Source organism: Schaalia sp. lx-260 (assembly GCF_021083645.1).
Classification (GTDB): domain Bacteria; phylum Actinomycetota; class Actinomycetes; order Actinomycetales; family Actinomycetaceae; genus Pauljensenia.
In genome coordinates, this window is sequence record NZ_JAJNRQ010000001.1 from 339,267 (window position 1) to 359,378 (window position 20,112).

Consider the following 20,112-nt stretch of genomic DNA (forward strand, 5'->3'; position numbering starts at 1 on the left):
TTGTGTCCACAATGAGGAAAGGGTGCGACCTATGATTCAACGAACTGGAGAAATGATGAGTGGCCCGCATTTACCTGATGGTGTTGAGGTTGCATCATATAAAACATATGCGGAAGCGCAAGCCGCAGTGGATTATCTGTCAGATACTCAATTCGATATTAAAAATATCACAATTGTGGGGACTGATTTATTCATGGTGGAGCGGGTAACTGGACGACGCACAATGGCGACGGTGGCCTTGTCGGGTGCGATGACAGGTTTCCTGTGGGGCGGGTGTATTGGTTTCATTACTTTCTTTGGTAATCAGCAGGCAACGATGCCGTGGATGCTTTTGTCATTTGCTTTGGGTGGAGGCGCTTTGCTGGGGATGGTGATGTCAACTTTAAGTTACGCACTATCGGGCGGTAAACGTGATTTCACGTCGCGTTCACAGGTAGTAGCGGCGCGTTACGCTGTTCTGGCTTCTGCTGAAGTGGATAAGGCTTTCCAGCTTTTACAAAATACGCGGGGTAATCAGATGCGTCCGGCTCCTCGACGTTCGCGTAGGGCTGAGTTGAGTGGTCCAACAGAATATGGGTCGCGTCCTGATGAACAGCCGCGTTTTGGTGTGCGTCTGGATGGAAATGAGATGAACGATCAGCAGACGGCTTCAAGTAAGGCGACTGAGATCTCTGATACTCACGAGGTGTAGATTGTGACTGTCGCGCCACGCGGAGTATAGGGGAGTAAAAAGACAATGATTTCTTGTCCCGCTCCGTGAGGTGTTGTTGTGTAAGGCTTGCTGTTTCTATAAAGCGGCAAGCCTTACTTTTATTATGGAATTTTTGTGCCGTTTTTAAGATTTTTGTAAAAGTGCTTGTTTTTTCTTTGTGTCTGTGTCATGCTGTGTGTGAGCGTACGGTTTCTTGTTTGAGGGGCCGCGACTGAGAATATGGGTTTTGGTTTCTGTTGGGTTGGATTGGGCCGATAGTTACGCCGGTGTTTTCTTTTTGTTGAGGTGATGATGCCTCAGGGTTTATGTGTTCGTTTGTGTTTCAGAATTTCGCATGTGGGTGTTTATCGAAGGAGTAGATCATGCGTGGAAAACGTTTTATTACTGCGTGTATGTCGGTGGTGTGTTCGTGTGGGTTATTTATTGCGTCGGGGGCTGCTTATGCGGCAAGTGATGATGATGTGAAGATTGATGAGATTATTCGTTTGAATCCGTATGAGCTTACTCGTGAGGAAGTGCGTACTCATTTGGAGGAGTATTCCCAAGAGACAGGGAAAACTCAGTCTGAACTTTTAGATCAAGCATTGATGGAGCTACGCGAACAGCATGCGCTTGCTGTGGAAAGTGGAAATCAGGGAAGCAGCTTCCGATCAGCAGGACCTGGTCTTGTTTACCTTCCTACTTCATACAACAAAGGCGATATTTACTACACGGATGCGGGTAGTTCTGGGGCGAACTGGGGACATGTCGGTTTGTATTGTGATAAACGCTGGTTGGTTGAAGCCTCTGGAATAGGGAAGAAAAGTGACTGGAAATGGCACTATGACCTTCAAGTCCTCAGAGGAACACTTCTGCTGGAAGTGAAAACGAATCAGGTCAAACGTAATATTGCTGCGGATTATGCTTATAACAACCTGAGAGACTACCCCTATAACATGGTTTTCTGGGCAAATAAATCACTCAAACCGGATAAATTGAACTGCTCTCAGCTCGTGTGGCTTGCCTATTACAAATCGGTTGGTATTGATTTGGATGGTAATGGTGGTCCAGGTGTGTATCCGCGGGATATTCGTGACTCGCCTTTGACTGCAGTGAACTGGATTGTGAATTCATAAAAATTTGTGTTTATAAGAGCGAAATTTTCAGTAGGGAACAGATAGTATGTCTGGAAAACGTTTTATTACTGCGTGTGTGGCTGCTTTGTGTGTGTTGTTGGCGGGGTGTGGTCCTGCTCATCGCGTGAGTATGGAGGAAGCCTCACTGCGTGATGTTGTGATGGTTGTACAGGTAGGAAATCAGGTAGATACCCAGTCCTTTTTTCCTCAAAAGGCAGGATTCTTACTTTTAGTACATGCTGACGGTACTTACCGAACAGTAGATGTCGGGTTGATGGCTACTGCTCGGCCTCTGTGGTCTGACGCGGGTGTGTATTTTGGTGGGCCTAAAAACGAATATTTACTTTCAGCGGATGCTCTCACAACAATTGCTCGTAGTGAGGAAGAACGACATGAAATTTCGCGTTTCCTTACTCCCGACGGGAAAGGTTTTATTTCCTTTTACAACAGTGGAGGCGACCCGCATGGGTATATGCAGCGCATTGTGGCCGGTGATGCTCAAGGCGTAGAAACACTTGATGTGCCTGGAATCTACACAACAGTAGGGCAATGCGGTGATCGTATTTTTGCTCTAACAGATACAGGTATCGCACCTCAGCTTTCTGCTGAGGCTGAGCGCATGGCAAAAGAGCTGCCGGATATTGGCTCAGAAGTTCCTGAAAGTGATAAAGAAGAAGGTTACGACGTTCTTGTTCAGGTGTATCCCCGTGAAGGTGATTTACATCCAAAGATCGTTGGTGTGAGCAAGCGAGACGCGAATATGAGTGCCGGGGCAGTGGATTTTCCCTGTATTGATAACACTTTGTACATCCCCGCACATAAGAGAGGGAATTCGGATGCTCCTAAGCAAGAGCAGGACCCTCGATGGGGAAGCGTGTATATGCAGGTGTGGGATATTAGTACAGGCCAGCGCACGTACATGCCGTTACACAATGAGCAAGGCCAAAGTATTGAGCTGAATGATAACTATGCGGGGCCCTATGAAGGCGAGCAAAAAGGGAATACCTATACGTTTTTTGCTCGTAATGGTCAAGTGTTTACAACAGACCTGACAACAGGAGTCACGCATGAAAAAGTGCAAATACCGATTTATGAGAATTCTTTTTGGAGTGAATACCGTGTGCGGGATGGGTGCGTGTATGCTCTCGGACCCAGCGGGGAAGGGACAGATGCTTCTTTCGCTCTCAAGCGTTACAACGTTGAAACCGGTGAAAGCAAGGAAATTCTTACAATTCCTGAATTTCATAAGCTTCTTACGGAAGACATGTGGGTTTTTGGTATGGCTTTCAACCCTGAGTGGCTGAATAAAGTGAAGTGAGAAATTTTGAGGGGGAGTGAGACGCGAAGCCAAGGGAGAGTAAAACTATCTGTTTTTCTTTATTCCTGTGTCATGCTGTGTATGCGTAGGGTTTCTTGTTTGAGGGGCCGCGACTGAGAATATGGGTTTTGGTTTCTGTTGGGTTGGATTGGGCCGATAGTTACGCCGGTGTTTTCTTTTTGTTGAGGTGATGATGCCTCAGGGTTTATGTGTTCGTTTGTGTTTCAGAATTTCGCATGTGGGTGTTTATCGAAGGAGTAGATCATGCGTGGAAAACGTTTTATTACTGCGTGTGTGGCTGCTTTGTGTGCGTTGCTGGCGGGGTGTGGTCCTGCTCATCGTGTGAGTATGCAGGAAGCCTCACTGCGTGATGTCGTGATGGTTGTGCAGGCGGGACATGATTCTCAAGAAAAATCAATTTTGCCAAAGAACGTGGGTTACCTTGTATTAGTGCATGCTGATGGCAGTATTCAAGCTCTGAATGTTGGACGAATGGAACAGGGGCGTCCCCTGTGGTCTGATGCGGGTGTGTATTTTGGTGGGCCTGAAAATGAGTATCTGCTTTCTGATGATGGTGTGACGACTCTGCCACGTGGGGTTAAAGAAAGTCGTGAACTGTCGCGTTTTCTCAGCCCTGATGGGAAAGGTTTTATTTCCTTTTATAACAGTGGTGGCACTCCTGACGGATACTTGCAACGTATCGTGGCAGGTGACACCAGTGGTGTGGAGGTTATTGATATTCCAGGTGCTTATATGGTGATGGGACAGTGTGGGGATCGTATTCTTGCAGTCACAGATACTCGCTTGTCTCCACAACTTTCCGCTGAAGCCGCGCGTATGGCAAAAGAGCTGCCGAATATTGGTTCGGAGGTTCCTGAAAGCGAAAAGGGAGATAAATACGCAGTTCTTGTTCAGGTGTATCCCCGCGAAAGTACTTTGCATCCGAAGATTCTTGCGGTGAGTGTGGAGGATACGAATATGAATGCAGGCGCACTCGATTTTCCGTGCATCGGTAACAAGTTATATATCCCAGCCGATAAGGATGAGCCTCTTGATCCAAACGCTGAGAAAGTTAGACAGCGGCCGCTGTGGGCATCACTGTATATGCAAGTGTGGGACATGGATACCGGTACGCGAAGCTACATGCAACTACATGACGAAGAAGGTCACAACATTGAGATAGATAGAGATGATTCCGGAGTGTTCGAGGGTGAGCAAAAAGGGAATTCTTACACGTTTTTTGCTCGTAATGGTCAGGTGTTTACAACAGACCTGACAACAGGAGTCACGCATGAAAAGCCGCAAGTTCCGGTCTACAAGAGTTATTTTTGGAGTGAATACCGTGTGCGGGACGGGTACGTGTATGCTCTTGGACCCAGCGGGGAAGAAACAGATGGACCTTTCACACTTAGGCGCTACAACGTTGAAACCGGTGAAAGTGAAGAACTACTATCCATACCTCAACTCAACCAAATCCTGTCGCAAGACATGACAGTTTACGGAATGGCTTTCAAACCCAACTGGCCAGATAAAAATTGAGAAAAATCTAAGGAAAACGCGAGGAAAGGATAGTTCCACAATCATCTCATTGCACTCTGCCTGTTGGGACATCCTATGCGCAAAGAGCAAAATAATAAGCGGAACTTCGTCGCCTCCCACATTCACACTGAGGGTGTGCTGAGTACAGCAAATACACAGCACACCCCTGCCTCAATCAGCTTATAATCAGCGACATACACATAAAATCAGCCTTGAACCTGCGCAATCCATGCTTCCACATCAGCAATCGTGCGCGGAATACTTTCAGATATGCGAGTCACCGACCCATCCTCGTTGACAACAACATCATCCTCAATACGCACACCGATACCACGGAACTCCTCAGGAACGAGCAAATCATCTGCACGGAAATACAAACCAGGCTCAATGGTGAAACACATGCCAGGCTCCAGCAAAGCCTCCTGATACATTTCACGTCGCGCCTGAGCGCAATCATGCACATCAAGACCTAAATGATGGCTCGTCCCATGCGGCATCCAGCGACGATGCTGCTGACCAGAAGGCAACAATGCCTCCTCAGGTGAAACAGGCAGTAACCCCCACTCATCTAAACGCGCCACCAACACGCGCATAGCGGCCTCATGTAAATGACGGAAACGTGCCCCCGGCTCATTTGCTCGCGCTAAAGCTGCTTCACACGCATCCAAAACAGCCTGATACACCTGAGCCTGCACCCGCGAAAAACGACCATTGACAGGTAAAGTTCGCGTAATGTCGGCAGTGTATAGAGAATCCACTTCCACACCGGCATCGACAAGTACAAGATCACCTTCACGAACAGGGCCATCATTATCAATCCAATGCAACGTATTTGCATGATTACCGGAAGCAGCAATCGTGTCGTAGCCTAAACCATTGCCTTCCTCACGCGCATGAGCACCGAAAGCTCCCTCAATGACACGCTCGCCGCGCTGATGATTCACTGCACGCGGCAACTGACGGATAATCTCATCAAAACCCTTATGGGTGGCTTCAACCGCTTTTTTGAGTTCCGCGATCTCCCACGGATCTTTACGCAGGCGAATCTCAGACAAATGCTCCTCTAAACGCTCGTCACATTCACGAGCCTCATCTCCTGCGGGCAAACCTGCCTGTGCCCGTACCTCATCAACCATTGCTTGAATCTGCGTATCCACGTCACGGATTACACGCAACGACACCTGACCGGCATCCTTTGCTAAAGCATCACGCAATGTATCAATATGAGCACAACGCAGGCCCGTAGCCGCTGATACTTCCTCTAAAGAAGGACGTGCACCCACCCAAAATTCTCCATAACGCGCATCCGCATAAAATTCTTCCGAAGAACGTGAGGCACGAGGTTTGAAAAATAAAACAGCCTCATGTGGGCCTTGGGGATTACCGTCCTCATCAAGCGAAGCAGGCTCAAGGACGATGACAGCATCAGGCTCACGTTCTGCTCCTAAACCTGACAGGTGAGCAAAAGCTGAATAAGCGCGGAAACGGTAAGCACAATCATTGTTGCGCGTCTTGTAAGTTCCTGCTGGTATGACAAGGCGTTCCGCAGGAAAAGGAGCTCCCGCATATTCTGCGCGGGCAGATAAGTAATCAGCAACCGGTTCACGTTCAGGTAAGGCAGCCTGACGTGGCCCCCAATTTGAGCCAATAAAATCCTTAAAAGCAGCAGAATCAGGACGATGAGAGCGGTTCTCTCCACGGCTGGCCATTGATTGATTGACAGTGGCAGAAGTTTCAGTATCTGAGGTGGAATCAGCAGTCATGCTATCTATTATCGCACCGATGAAGCCTGCAATGTGGCGCCACTTTCCTATAGTCTCGACATATGCTTCGTATTGATCCTCACGCGCACACAGCCATATCTGACGGAACCGATACTCCGAAAGAACTGATGTATGCTGCCGCTCGCGCTGGTCTTAACGTAGTCGGCCTGACCGATCACGACACGATAGACGGATGGGATGAAGCAGCGCAACATGTCAGCGCTTCAGGGGTTGCTTTGCTGCGAGGCGCAGAAATTTCGGCTTCTGCTGACGGTATAACAGTGCATATTTTAGGATTCCTTTTTAATCCGACAGATCCCGATATCATGCGTATATGCGAACGAACTCGCCATGATCGTCAGACACGTGCGCAACGTATCGTCGAAAGAATTGCCGCCGATTATCCGATCACTTTTGCAGATGTCCAGCGTCAGGCGCATGGAAGCGCAGTTATTGGTCGCCCACATATTGCCGATGCCCTCGTTGAAGCAGGAATTTTTCCTGATCGTTCAGCGGCTTTTGTGCACGTGCTTCACCCGCGTGGCCCTTACTATGTTCACCATTGGGCACCTGACCCAGTTGAGGTGGTCCAAAAGATTCGCGCAGCAGGAGGGGTACCGGTATTGGCCCATCCTCGGGCAGCGGCGCGTCAACGTCTTTTAGGGGAAGACGTTATTGCGCACATGGCAGAGGCCGGTCTTTTCGCCATGGAACGCGACCACCGCGATCATGATGAACAAGGAAAAAAAGATGTGGAACGTTTAGCGCGTGACCTGCGCATATGCGTGACAGGTTCTTCTGATTATCACGGAAGCGGTAAACCGAATCATTTAGGTGAAAATCTGACATCAGAACATGTTTTTCGTCAGATTGAGGAACAAGGCTTCTTAGAGGTGCTCTATCCTCATACGTCTCATGAAGTGTAAAAAGAAAGTTTTAATCATTTCTTATGAGGGATTTGTAAGGCTCTGCAGAAGGACCAGCTATTTCCACCTCATGTGAGTGTCTGCACATCATTAGGTTACGTGTCAAAGGAAGTAAGCGTTTACAGTATGACTGGATCGTACTTTACGACTCCGAATACAAGGAGGACATATGACGCATAACCTGACCGAGACACTCTCATCTCAGGTACGCGCAGGATCAGGACGTCCACTGCGTGCTGCAACAACAATGGAAGTATGGCAAGGACTTTCCGCCGCAGTCGTTGATCGAATTGCTGATCGCTGGCACGCAACCGAACGCACATACGCTTCAGGACGCCTCGAACATTACTTTTCCGCAGAATTCCTCATGGGGCGTGCCCTGCTGAACAATCTCTCAAATCTTGACATGCTTGACGAAGCACGTGAGAGTCTCAACGCTTTCGGACAAGACCTTTCTGTTGTCCTCGAACAAGAACCAGATGCAGCACTCGGCAATGGCGGTCTTGGCCGCCTCGCCGCATGTTTCCTGGACTCATGCGCAACACTGAACCTTCCCGTTGCAGGGTACGGAATTTTGTACCGATACGGCCTTTTCAAACAGCTTTTTGATAATGGATTCCAAACGGAACATCCAGATCCGTGGATGGAAGAAGGCTACCCCTTCGTTATTCGCCGTGAAGAAGACCAACGGATTGTTCACTACGCTGATCTTGACGTGCGTGCCATTCCTTACGACATGCCAATTACTGGTTACGGTACGCAAAACGTGAATACTTTGCGCCTGTGGAAAGCCGAGCCGATGGAAGAATTCGACTACGATGCTTTCAACTCGCAGCGTTTCACAGATGCCATTGTTGACCGTGAACGCACGAATGATATTTCACGTGTTCTTTACCCCAATGACACAACCTACGAAGGTAAAGTCCTGCGCGTACGCCAGCAGTATTTCTTCTGCTCGGCTTCACTTCAAGCGATCGTGGACAACTACATTGAACAGCATGGGAATGACCTCACCGGTTTTGCCCGATACAACTCCATTCAACTCAACGATACTCACCCTGTACTCGCTATCCCTGAACTCATGCGTCTACTGATGGACGAACACGGTCTTGGATGGGAAGAAACATGGGCTGTTGTCAGCCGCACTTTTGCTTACACGAACCACACAGTACTGGCTGAAGCTTTAGAAACATGGGAAATGACGATTTTTGATCGATTGTTCCCACGTATCGTTGAAATTGTCCGCGAAATTGACCGTCGTTTCCGTATTGACATGGAGCAACGCGGTATTGACCAAGCAACGATTGATTACATGGCTCCGGTAGCAGGCAATACGGTGCGCATGGCGTGGATCGCATGCTACGCCTCGTATTCCATTAATGGTGTGGCAGCCCTGCATACAGAAATTATTAAGCGTGAAACACTGAAACAATGGCATGATATTTGGCCGGAACGTTTCAATAACAAGACCAATGGTGTCACCCCTCGCCGCTGGCTCAAACAATGTAATCCACGACTAGCAGCTTTGCTCGATGAAGTGACCGGTTCAGATGAATGGGTGACAGATTTATCGGTGCTGAAAAAGTATTCCGACGCTGCTGACGATGCTTTGCTTGATCGCCTCTGGCAAATTAAACATGACAATAAAGTGGATTTTGCTCGTTGGGTGAAAGAACGTGAAGGCATTGACATTGATCCGGATGCTATTTTTGACGTTCAAATAAAACGTCTCCACGAATACAAACGCCAATTGTTGAACGCATTGTATGTGTTAGATCTGTATTTCCGTTTGAAAGAAGACCCAAGCGCTGAAGTACCTCCGCGTGTTTTCATTTTCGGTGCGAAAGCAGCCCCCGGATATACGCGAGCGAAAGCGATTATTAAACTCATTAACGCTATCGCTGACCTAGTAAATAATGACCCTGATATTCATGGGCGTATCACAGTGGTCTTTATCCACAACTACAATGTTTCACCAGCGGAGCACATCATCCCAGCTGCCGATGTTTCTGAACAGATTTCAATGGCAGGTAAGGAAGCATCCGGAACCTCCAATATGAAGTTCATGATGAATGGCGCATTAACGTTGGGAACCCTCGATGGTGCCAATGTGGAAATCGTGGAAGCCGTAGGCCATGAAAACGCCTACATTTTTGGCGCCACCGATGATGAGCTGCCAGAACTCAAGAAAAACTACGATCCACGGTGGCATTACGAGAATGTCCCTGGTTTGCGTCGAGTTCTTGATGCGCTGGTTGACGGTACTTTGGATGACAACGGTTCAGGATGGTTCCACGATTTGCGTTGGTCCCTGTTGGAATCAGGGTACGAGCCTGCGGATGTCTACTATGTGCTCGGTGACTTTGTTGCCTATCGTGAGGCCAAAGATCGGATGGCTGCAGACCATGCTGATACGCGCGCATGGGCACGTAAAGCATGGGTGAATATCACGAATTCAGGTCGATTCTCCTCTGACCGAACGATACGTGATTATGCTGATGAGGTATGGAAACTGCAAGCGATGCCGATTCATTAATCAGCTGAAAACCGTGAGGGTTATCCCTCCCGAATGCTTATGCCCCCAGAGATTTCCGGTGAAAATCGGTTCTCTGGGGGTATAACAATGAGTGAGAATAGCACTGATAATGCTTCTCGCACATGGCATATGCGGCCTATCCCCAACGTCAGCGAATAGGCGCACTAGCTCATAAATGTCATTATTCTTCAGAACGAGTTTTACGACGGCGAATCCGTGAACGTTTCTTTTGAGGTACCTCGTAGGTATCATGCTCAGATGAAGGAATCGGACGCGCATGAGAGCGCGAAACGTCACGAGTATTGCGTTTACGTGAGCGAGTAGGCGCGCCCTGCTTATCTTCACTTTGTGGTGTACGTGTTTTCTTTGAAAGTGTGCGTTTAGGATGACGTGTCCTCGCAGTACGAGAAGAACGTGCAGAGGAGCGTCGTCGTCCCCCTAAATCTTCCATAGCCTCTGCACGAAGCCCCGCACGTATGCGCTGGGATTGCGGTAAACGACCTGTGACAGAAGGATCAATATTCAGGTCAGTAAACAGATGAGGGGACGTATGGTACGTTTCAATCGGCTGAGGCATATTCAAATCTAAAGCCTGCGAAATAAGGGACCAACGTGGCTGATCTTCCCAATCCACGAAAGTAATTGCGGTACCTGAATGGCCTGCTCGACCGGTACGTCCAATGCGATGAATATAAATATTTTCATCTTCAGGACACTGATAGTTAATGACATGCGTGACATCGTCCACGTCGATACCACGTGCAGCCACATCGGTAGCAACAAGGATGTCAATTTTCCCATTACGAAAGGCGCGCATGGCTTGTTCACGAGCTGCCTGACCTAAATCGCCGTGTAAAGAACCGACAGCGAAACCGCGTTCTGTAAGATCCTCATTTAAACGTGCCGCGGTGCGCTTTGTGCGACAGAAAATAACGGTCCGATCACGATGAGCAGCCTGCAAAATACGAGTGATAACTTCGACCTTATTTAACGCATGTACACGGTAAACCATTTGTTTTACGCTGGTGACGGTTGCCCCTTGATCTTCAGGGTCTTGCGCCCGAATATGTGTGGGTTGAACCATGAATTTCCGTGCCAAAGCGATGACAGGCCCCGGCATAGTGGCTGAAAACAGCATAGTGTGACGGTGTGCGGGGGTGCGTGACAAAATGGTTTCTATATCAGGTAAGAATCCAAGGTCAAGCATCTCGTCAGCTTCGTCAAGGACAACTGTTTCCACACCGCTGAGATGCAAAACCCCTTTGCGCAGCAGATCAAGGATACGGCCAGGTGTCCCCACAGCAATGTCACAGCCTCGTTGTAATGCCGCGATTTGAGGTTCAAAAGGTACGCCACCGTAGATTTCAACAATACGAGTAGATAAATATGTGGAAGCTAAAGCTAAATCATGAGCCACCTGTTTACTGAGCTCACGAGTTGGCAAAATAATGAGAGCTTGAGGGGCGCCAGGATTAAGTAATTCCTCGTACCCGTCCTCGTCAGGGGCAATCACATCTTCTAATATGGGGATAACGAAACCGAGGGTTTTCCCTGTTCCTGTTTTAGCTTGGCCAATAATGTCATGGCGCTCAAGGGCAGGTGGCAAAGTCAGTGCTTGGATAGGAAAAGGATGGGTGATTCCTTGGTCAGCTAGTGCATCAACAACAGGATCACTCACACCGAAGTCAGCGAAAGAACGTTTATCACTGGGGGCAGGTGAAACAGGTTTATCTGCTTTTCCTGCCTCCGTTTGTTCACCCGCATGGTGAAGGGAGGAATTAGTCACGGTCAGCCTTACCTTTTAGCGAATATGGCGTAGGTATATTCGGAAGCCGATCGTGTAATTACCTGAAAGCACTGTGTATATGCGTAGAAGAAAAACCAAAACGATCGGGCATCAGTACTCTCTCATTGTAATGCACGTTGAGGGTGGGTGAGCGTTTTTCTTTTCAGCCACTTCACGGCGAGGTAAGCCCGTCTACATGAAAAGGTTGTTAGGGTGTCGGTATGGAGCAAAACTATCAGCCAGTGAATGCGCGTGAAAGTGAAGTAATTGGGTTAGTGGCATATGCGGCACTTGCTGCAATGACGCGCTTAGCGAAAGACGGAGATCAAGCCCCAACAATTGAAGCTCATGTGGCACATGCGCGAATGTCGGCTGCAACTTTTGCTCATTTCCAAGAACTTGAAGTGTGGGCTGCTCACCGGCAGTGTGACTTGCTGAAAGCAGCAGAAGCCTACTCGGGTATTTTTGATGATTTGGATGCGCGTACTCGTCCAACGACATGGCGTGAACGCTCAGTGAAAACTTACGTCACTCTTGGAATCTTGACAGATTTTCTTGCCGAGCTTACTGCGCACCATGATGTCTTACCTGAAGCTACCTGGGATCTGGGTCAAGGGCAATGGGTGAGGGAGCATGTTGCTTCGTATCTAAGCACTGAAGAAGAATCTGCTCGGATGTCCCTGTGGGCGCGTCGTGTTGCCGGGGAAGTTTTTGCTCTGATGCGTTCAACGATGTTTACTCATCCCACTTTGGTTGATACTCCAGAAAAAGCTGATGAGATTGCCGAAAAAGTTACACGCCAACACAGTGATCGTATGGCAGGGTTAGGGCTACGCGCGTAGGAATTTTGTGGATTTTTTGGGTATTCGCCCGAATTTTGCCGCTGAAGAAAATAAGGAAATAAGAGAAATGCCCTCAACCCAGATAATTGGGTGAGGGCGAGGGCGTGTGTTTTATTGAATGGAAAAGCCCACTCGGTGTTTTTGCTGTGCTGCTACCTGTACGTAGCCGATGGATTGGGCTGGGAAAAGAAATTTTTCACCTCGCGTATCAGATAGGCGTAATGACACGCCTGATTGAAGTGCGGCATCAACGGCATGAAAGAGGTCGTCGTGGGTCATATCAACATCGAGAGTGATTTCGCGGGGGACTGCACGTAGACCAACAGTGATATTCATAGATTCTCCTCAAGTTTGACACAAATGTCTTTAATCCATGGTAAGCGTACGCAGATGTAGGTGCCGTCTGAGAGTATGGAACTATGACAGAAACGCCGATACGTATTTACGCCGCTCGCAGTGAAGAATACGCATTGCCACAGCTGAATGAACAACAGCAATGTGTGCTTGAACGAGCAAAAACATCACATGTTGTTGTTCGTGGTGCTCCCGCGTCAGGTCGAACAACGTGCGCCATAGCACTCATTGAATCTATTTCTCGCGCGCAGGAAACATCAGAGTCACACGGAAGTGTCTCTGTTTCATCGAATTATTCGACAAATCCAGATACGGTGCTTCTTCTTGTGCCAGATCGTTTGCGAGCCACACATTTGACACCTCAGGTACAGACTTTGCTCCCTGATGCAGTTCGTCCTGTACGTACACCTGCGGCTTTGGCTTATCACATTGTGAATACTTGGCGTGTAGAGCGTGATGATCCTTTAGGGGACCTTGAACTGATGACAGGTGCTCGAACAGATCAACGTTTAGAGGAAATGCTTGCTCAGATTGATGCACCTTGGCCTTCTCACGTTACTCCCCAGTTACGGGAGCTACCGCATTTTCGTGCAGACTTACGAAACTTATTTGCGCGAGTAGGGGAAGCAGCGCTCAGTCCGAAAGAACTGAATTACTTAGGACAAAAATACGGGTATGACGAATGGGTGGCGGCTGCTCGACTGTTGAAAGAATGGGAAGAATCTGACGGTTTTTCAGTACACACGCGCGGTGTGATGAACGCGGATGTATCACGTTTACAGCATATTGCGGGCATGCTTTTACGTCATTGGCATGAATGGGCTCCACAATATGGTGTATTCGCTGAGCCGCCTATTCCTGCTGTGATTGTTATTGACGATTTGCAGGACTGTACTCCCTCAACAGTGGAATTATTGTGTGCTGCGGCTTCTTTAGGAAGCAGAATCGTCGCTTTTTCTGACCCCGATGTGGCTATTGCGACTTATCGAGGTGGTGAGCCTCAATTAGATGGACGTCTTGCTCAAGCCTTAGGCGTTGACATAATGGAATTGGGGCCGGTTTATCTGGGTAATGCGCCTTTACGTGATCTTGTGCGTCGCGTGGTTAGCAGGATCGGACAATCAGGACCTTTTGGGCGGCGCATGGTTGAATGTGTGCAAGCAGATACACCTGAGGAAACCTGTGAATTACAGGAAAAAACTGATGATGAAGATTCAGGTATTTCTTTGCATATTCATGGGTCAGGGCCACAGTTAGGAGCCGCAATATCTCGACTTCTTCGCCAACATTATTTGCATGATGGTATCGCGTGGGGACAACAAGTTGTGATTGTAAAATCAACAGCTCACGTTGAAGAATGGCACCGGTACTTACGGCGTGCAGGCATACCCATCAAAAATACGCGCCAAGCTTTTACTTTCTCTGCGGAGCCAGCCGCGCGCACGCTACTTGACGTGATTGTCAATGCTTATGGTGATGATGAAGAACAATGGGTGGAAGCTCTTTTAGATTCGCCGTTTATCGGAACTGACTCTTTAGATCTCAATAGGGCATTACGCTGGCTTAATCGTCAAATGAATATCAGCGAAATGACAGGTGATTGTGAACAAGAAAATCAGCATACGTACACGATTACTGACCTGGTTGGGAACCCGGATCTTTTATCCTCGACACTTGTGGATCCCGAAGTAGAATCCCCTTTTAGTGTCTTATCTGAGCAAATGACACGCGCGCACGCAGTGTGGAAGTTACGTGGAAAATTAGGGGATATGAACCCTAGCGCTGCTTTATGGTGCGTATGGGAGGCCACAGGGGTTGCACAGCAATGGCAAGAATACGCTTTACGTAATGACAGTGACAGCGTGTACTACGACGATCAGTTAGATGTTGTCCTTGCTTTATTTCGTGTGGCTGATACGTGGGAAAAACATTATCCGCATAGTTCTGCTGCTGATTTTGCTGAGCAAATTTTGATGCAAACACTTCCTGTTGACACATTGACGAATGTGGGTATTCGACCTGAGGGAGTCGAAGTGCTGACTCCGGCCCAATCGGTTGGTCGCCACTGGGAAGTTGTGTGCATATGTGGGCTGGAAGAAGGAACATGGCCTGATCTGCGTTTACGTAACCGCATACTTCACGCTGAACTCCTCGCGTATATTACTCAGGGCACTTATGATGCAGACGATGAGGCACACGTACTTCATCAAGGACATGTGCATGTAGCTAGGCGTTCTCTCCTTGACGATGAAAGGCGACTTTTTGCGCTCGCTCTTTCACGAAGCACACACTTCATTCATTGTGGGACAGTGCAACAAGAAAATTCTGCGCCTTCACAGTTTTTAGATGTCTTTACTTCCTCAGAATCTAAAGGAAACGAGGAAGAAGAAATAATGTGGGTTCAACAAACGCCTCCGCCTTTGGATTTTACTGGACATGTCGGCCGATTACGTCACCGTGCTACACAAGAAACATCAAGTGTTGAACGTGAATATGCGACGCAGCTTCTGGGGGAACTTGCTTCTTGTCATTTGTGGCGTGCGGATCCGCAATACTGGACAGGAAGTGGAGGTGTGACAAGTGATGACCCGGTTTATACAGGTCATAAAATTCGTATTTCTCCGTCTAACTTTGAAAAAGCTCGACAGTGCAGTGCCAAATGGTTTTTAGAAAAATACGCTGCTGAACCGGCTATTGGGAGCGCTCAAGCACTTGGAACACTTATTCACGCAATCGCGCAGGAGAACCCCCACGGAACAGATGAGGAATTACAGTCAGCATTCGAAAAACGTGCAGGAGAACTTGAACTTGATGAGAATACTGGCTCAGGTCGTAAAGCAAAAATTCATGCAGAAAAAGTTGTTCAGGCTTTAGGGGAGTATCTTGCCACAGTTCCAGGAAAAGTAGACGTGGAAATACCCGTTGAACTTCCTTTAGGGAATGCTGTCATTAAAGGGAAAATTGACAGAATTGAATATGTTGATGAAGGCATAAGGATTACGGACTTAAAAACCGGTAAAGGCGGGAATAAAAGAAAACCTGCTGATGCTTCAGATAATCCTCAACTTGCTTTGTACCAGCTTGCTTTACGCGCTCAAGGGCATAACGTTACCAGCGCACGCTTGGTGTTTTTTGGTAATGAAGATGTGCGTTACGCGCATCAACTGGGCCTTGACGAAGAAACGACTCAGCAATGGGAAGAAGAAATACACGCGGTATCTGAGAGTATGCGTGGTCCTTACTATGCTGCAACACCTTCAGAGGAAAACTGCCGATACTGCTCTTATGCGCATATGTGTCCTGCAAACGATGAAGGAAAGAGGACAATCGAATGAACCACTCGATAGTTAATATGCGCGAGGCGCATCCTTTCACAGGAGACTCTTCTTTAACTGCTAAAAAGGTACAGGTCCTTGCTACACCACAGGGAGAAAAATTTTACCCACCTACTTGTGAACAAGCCAAAGTTATTGAATCAGAAACGCTTCCTCTGCTCGTTGTTGCTGGTGCTGGAGCAGGGAAAACCACAACAATGTCTATGCGAGTGCTATGGCTTATTGCAAATAAAGGTTTCGCGCCAGAGAGTATTCTTGGTCTGACATTTTCGCGTAAATCTGCAGGTGAACTCGGGTATAAAATGCGCCAAGATTTGCAGAATTTTATTGCGAATACAGGATATTCCATTGAAGGCGAACCGATCGCTGCCACTTACAATTCTTTCGCACAAAATATTGTTCGAGAACACGGTATGCATATCCATCTGGACCCTGATTTGCAGCTTATCGGTAGTGCGCGAGCCTGCGAAATCATGACACATATTGTGGAGTCATGGCAGGATGATTTACCGGAGGACATGGCTCTATCGGTCATAGTGAATAAAACTCTGCAACTTTCAGGGCAAATAGCAGACCACAACCTCAGCGTTGAATCAGCAAGAAAAGAATTGGAATACCTCAACGATGATTTTGCTGAGATTTCACCAAAGCCTAGCGATCCTCTCAAAAAAATTCTGTCAGTCAATCGTGCGCGTCTACAGTTGCTTGATTTCGTTGAAGCATACGCCGCCTATAAACGCGAAGAAGGACTGATTGATTTTTCCGATCAGTTACTTCTTGCAACTCAAATTGTGCATAAAGCCCCTGAAGTAGTTCAATCATTACGCCAAGAATACCGCGCAGTACTCTTGGATGAATTTCAAGATACTTCAGTTGTACAGATGGAACTTTTATCCACAATTTTTCACGATCATCCTGTGACAGCTGTCGGGGACCCGAACCAGGCCATTTACGGGTGGCGTGGGGCTTCTGCATCCTCATTAGAATCTTTTCTTCACCGATTCCACACAGGTACCCCCCATATGGAAAGCCAATCTTTGACACTATCAACAGCTTGGCGTAACAGCAGGCAGATTCTCGTTGCAGCAAATGCGATTGCCCAGCCACTGCGCAATCACTCTACCTATGCAAAATCACCTATTTTGAATCCTCAACCTCAGGCAGAAAACGGCACTGTAACTCTGACATACCCGCTTGAACGTGAAAAACAAATACAAGACCTCGTTGATTTTGTGAAAAAAGTTCACCATCCTTTGCCTCCCTCAGATCGGCACGATAATCGACGGTGGACTTCAACAGCAATATTGTGTCGGCGTAGACGCGATATTCCTGAAATAGCTCGCGCACTTCGTGATGAAGGAATCTCCACCTATGTTTTCGGTTTAGGCGGTTTACTTTCTGAACCAGCAGTACGGGATGTGCGTGCAGCACTGGAGCTGAGCGCAGATGTAGGGGCTTCCCGATGGATTATGCGTTTGCTTGCTGCACGCGATATCGGCACATCAGATATTGCCGTATTACACGCCTATGCGCGTGAACTTGCTCGTCAGCGCGATCCTGAAGCTGAACATGTGAACGTATTCCTCTTGGACGCCATTGATAATGTTCCCCCCGTGGGATGGTGCAAAGATAGCCGTGGACCACGCTTTACTCAAGCAGCACATACGCGGGTACGCATACTCGGACAGCAATTAAGGAAAATACGTGAAGGTAATGGTCGTAGTCTCACTGAACAAGTAGAACGTGCCATCCGCATACTTGGAATGACAGAAGACCTCATTGCTGATCCCCTGCAAAATAATGGGCGTGAAGCCTTGGATGCTTTTGTTGACACAGCATTGAAATATGAAACAGAAGTACCTTATGCGCATATGCGTGGTTTCTTGTCATGGCTGGAAATAGCAGAAGAAGAAGAAAACGGCTTGGAAATGCCTTCGACTGTTCCCGAGGAGAAAGCCGTTCACATATTGACCGTGCATGCAGCAAAAGGGCTGGAATGGGATTCGGTGGCTGTGGCTTCTCTCGTGGATTCTTTATTTCCTGAGCATCGTTCAAGAACCTCTGTACCTTGGACTGATAATCCACCAAAGAACAATGGGTGGCTGATGAAACATGAGGAACTTCCTGCCCCATTACGAGGCGACTACAAGGACTTACCTTCACTGTGCGAACATGAAGAAACAGAAAGCATGTCCGCATACTTCAGTGAAAAAGTCCGTGAAGTACAAGCGAGTAATAGCAGAGCCACAGAATCATCTGTTTTTAAGCAGCACCTAGAATCTGAAGTATTACCAGCTTTTGGTGCCCACGCGGAACGTGAAGAACGGCGTTTAGCGTATGTTGCTTTTACACGGGCACGAACACATATGTTCCTAACAGGATCATGGATGGGCTATGGGAAACAACCACGTTATCCTTCCCGTTACCTTATGGAAGCTCAAGCAGAGTTGCTGAGCGCATTTCGACAAAAACACGACGAAAGCTCACCGTGGATTGCGCAGATTACACAGCTACCCGTAAAAACGAATGAATACGATAATGACATACGTGAGGAAGCAACGAGTTTAGAAAATGCTGGCCCCTTACCCTCAGGAAATAACAGTGAGACCAGTACGCACAAGGGCACATGTGAAACATTACTGGCTGCAGCGCCTGAAAACATTCGCGCCGACTACGCGCAAGCATGTGAGCAACGCGAACACATTACTGTAGGTCTGACAAGCCAAGAACAACAAGAATCCTTAGATAGGCTCACACAACATGTAACCCACTATCCCAATGAGGATGACATCCGTGCAACAATGACTGAACCTCATATCAAACTTTTTCCACCAGAAGCAGGTCGAAGTCGTCACGACACTGCTCAAGCTGCGCAACGAGTGTACGAACATATGGAGCGCACACATATACGGCAAGAAAAAGATCTTCTGATGACACTACGTTTGCGTGAAGAAAAACTTAAAGAAGCGTTACGAATGTCAAATGAACAAGAAATGCGTAGAGCCTTAATAGGAATAATTCCCCTACCAGTTAATGAAGGGCCTGTTATTAGTACGCATTCAGAAAATGAGGAGCAAACACTCCAGATAGAAAATGACTCTTTCATTCAGTATGTCAGCGAAAGTTTAGAACTGACACAAGATACGCGCGCATTACTTGAAGAACGGCAATATCAAGCTGAGCAAAGAAAACAGAACCTTCTTCCAATTCATCAGGTCGCGGCAACACGACTGTCCGCATTAACCACAGACCCTGAAAAATTTGCTCGAATGTTACGCAGACCGATCCCCACAGAACCAATATCGAGTGCGACTTTAGGAACTATTTTCCACAAATGGGTGGAAAAACAGTTAAGAGTATCAAGTGCACTTTTATGGGATGAAGCTTTACCCGAAGCGGAATCTTTAAGTGAAAAAGAACGGGAAAAACTTGAACGCCTGCAAAAACATTGGAAAAAATTAGATATTTTAATAGACCGTAATCCGGTGGCTGTCGAAGAACCTTTTTCCATCGAAATTGCAGGTATATCAGTACACGGTCGAATGGATGCTGTCCTGCGGGATCGTAATGGTCATGACATGGTTATTGACTGGAAAACAGGACGACCTGTTGGGCCAAAAACCCCGCCTGAACATCTCATGGAATACGTCTTACAACTACGCCTGTACCGTAAAGCATGGGCGAGACGCCAAAGAAAAACAGAAAAACAAGTGGAAGCCTGTATTGCATTCTTAGACGGTCCACGCGTGTTTTCTTTGCAAGAACTGGAACAATTCCTTGGCTCATATGCGCATACCAGCATTGAAGAAATGGTTTCCACAGTATTTGGTCAAAACACAAAAACAGGCACCTTCAAAGAAAACGACAATGAGTAGGACAACAGGCA

Annotated in this window: 12 protein-coding genes; 9 read left to right on the top strand and 3 right to left on the bottom strand. The window is 47.6% G+C overall.

Translation table 11 applies throughout. The features are described 5' to 3' along the window. Window positions 1–31: 31 nt before the first annotated feature. The 4 genes from LRP57_RS01365 to LRP57_RS01380 all read left to right on the top strand — a co-directional run bounded on the left by LRP57_RS01365 (window position 32) and on the right by LRP57_RS01380 (window position 4,684). Window positions 32–691 (top strand): general stress protein, encoded by a 660-nt coding sequence (locus LRP57_RS01365; protein ID WP_231204309.1) that lies wholly within the window; start codon window positions 32–34, stop codon window positions 689–691. A 383-nt stretch (window positions 692–1,074) separates the two neighbouring features. Next, window positions 1,075–1,827, top strand: coding sequence for a hypothetical protein (locus tag LRP57_RS01370; RefSeq protein WP_231204312.1), 753 nt, complete (start codon window positions 1,075–1,077; stop codon window positions 1,825–1,827). A 46-nt stretch (window positions 1,828–1,873) separates the two neighbouring features. Then, window positions 1,874–3,145, top strand: a complete 1,272-nt coding sequence (locus LRP57_RS01375) for a hypothetical protein (protein ID WP_231204314.1) — start codon at window positions 1,874–1,876, stop codon at window positions 3,143–3,145. Window positions 3,146–3,409: 264 nt separating this feature from the next. Further along, entirely contained in the window at window positions 3,410–4,684 is a 1,275-nt protein-coding gene (locus LRP57_RS01380; RefSeq protein ID WP_231204316.1) for a hypothetical protein, read from the top strand. 206 nt (window positions 4,685–4,890) lie between these two features. Here the strand turns inward: LRP57_RS01380 and LRP57_RS01385 are convergent, their stop codons facing one another. Beyond that, complete coding sequence (locus LRP57_RS01385; protein WP_231204318.1) at window positions 4,891–6,447, bottom strand: aminopeptidase P family protein; 1,557 nt, start codon at window positions 6,445–6,447, stop codon at window positions 4,891–4,893. Between the two features lie 62 nt (window positions 6,448–6,509). On the opposite strand from LRP57_RS01385, the gene LRP57_RS01390 reads away from it, so the two are divergent. Together LRP57_RS01390 and LRP57_RS01395 are read left to right on the top strand one after the other, a co-directional pair. After that, window positions 6,510–7,373, top strand: coding sequence for a PHP domain-containing protein (locus tag LRP57_RS01390; RefSeq protein ID WP_231204320.1), 864 nt, complete (start codon window positions 6,510–6,512; stop codon window positions 7,371–7,373). A gap of 169 nt (window positions 7,374–7,542) precedes the next feature. Further along, window positions 7,543–9,909, top strand: a complete 2,367-nt coding sequence (locus LRP57_RS01395; protein WP_231204322.1) for a glycogen/starch/alpha-glucan phosphorylase — start codon at window positions 7,543–7,545, stop codon at window positions 9,907–9,909. Window positions 9,910–10,090: 181 nt separating this feature from the next. Here the strand turns inward: LRP57_RS01395 and LRP57_RS01400 are convergent, their stop codons facing one another. Continuing rightward, complete coding sequence (locus LRP57_RS01400) at window positions 10,091–11,695, bottom strand: DEAD/DEAH box helicase (RefSeq protein ID WP_231204324.1); 1,605 nt, start codon at window positions 11,693–11,695, stop codon at window positions 10,091–10,093. A gap of 221 nt (window positions 11,696–11,916) precedes the next feature. Here LRP57_RS01400 and LRP57_RS01405 point away from each other — a divergent pair, with 221 nt between their 5' ends. After that, window positions 11,917–12,537: a ferritin-like fold-containing protein gene (locus tag LRP57_RS01405; RefSeq protein WP_231204326.1), complete on the top strand. Its 621-nt coding sequence runs from the start codon at window positions 11,917–11,919 to the stop codon at window positions 12,535–12,537. Between the two features lie 111 nt (window positions 12,538–12,648). On the opposite strand, the gene LRP57_RS01410 is transcribed toward LRP57_RS01405, so the two are convergent. Continuing rightward, window positions 12,649–12,873: a DUF3107 domain-containing protein gene (locus LRP57_RS01410; RefSeq protein ID WP_231204328.1), complete on the bottom strand. Its 225-nt coding sequence runs from the start codon at window positions 12,871–12,873 to the stop codon at window positions 12,649–12,651. 83 nt (window positions 12,874–12,956) lie between these two features. Here LRP57_RS01410 and LRP57_RS01415 point away from each other — a divergent pair, with 83 nt between their 5' ends. Beyond that, window positions 12,957–16,226: a PD-(D/E)XK nuclease family protein gene (locus LRP57_RS01415; RefSeq protein WP_231204330.1), complete on the top strand. Its 3,270-nt coding sequence runs from the start codon at window positions 12,957–12,959 to the stop codon at window positions 16,224–16,226. Next, window positions 16,223–20,101, top strand: a complete 3,879-nt coding sequence (locus tag LRP57_RS01420; protein ID WP_231204331.1) for an ATP-dependent helicase — start codon at window positions 16,223–16,225, stop codon at window positions 20,099–20,101. The genes LRP57_RS01415 and LRP57_RS01420 overlap by 4 nt, the downstream gene beginning before the upstream one ends. Window positions 20,102–20,112: the final 11 nt, after the last annotated feature.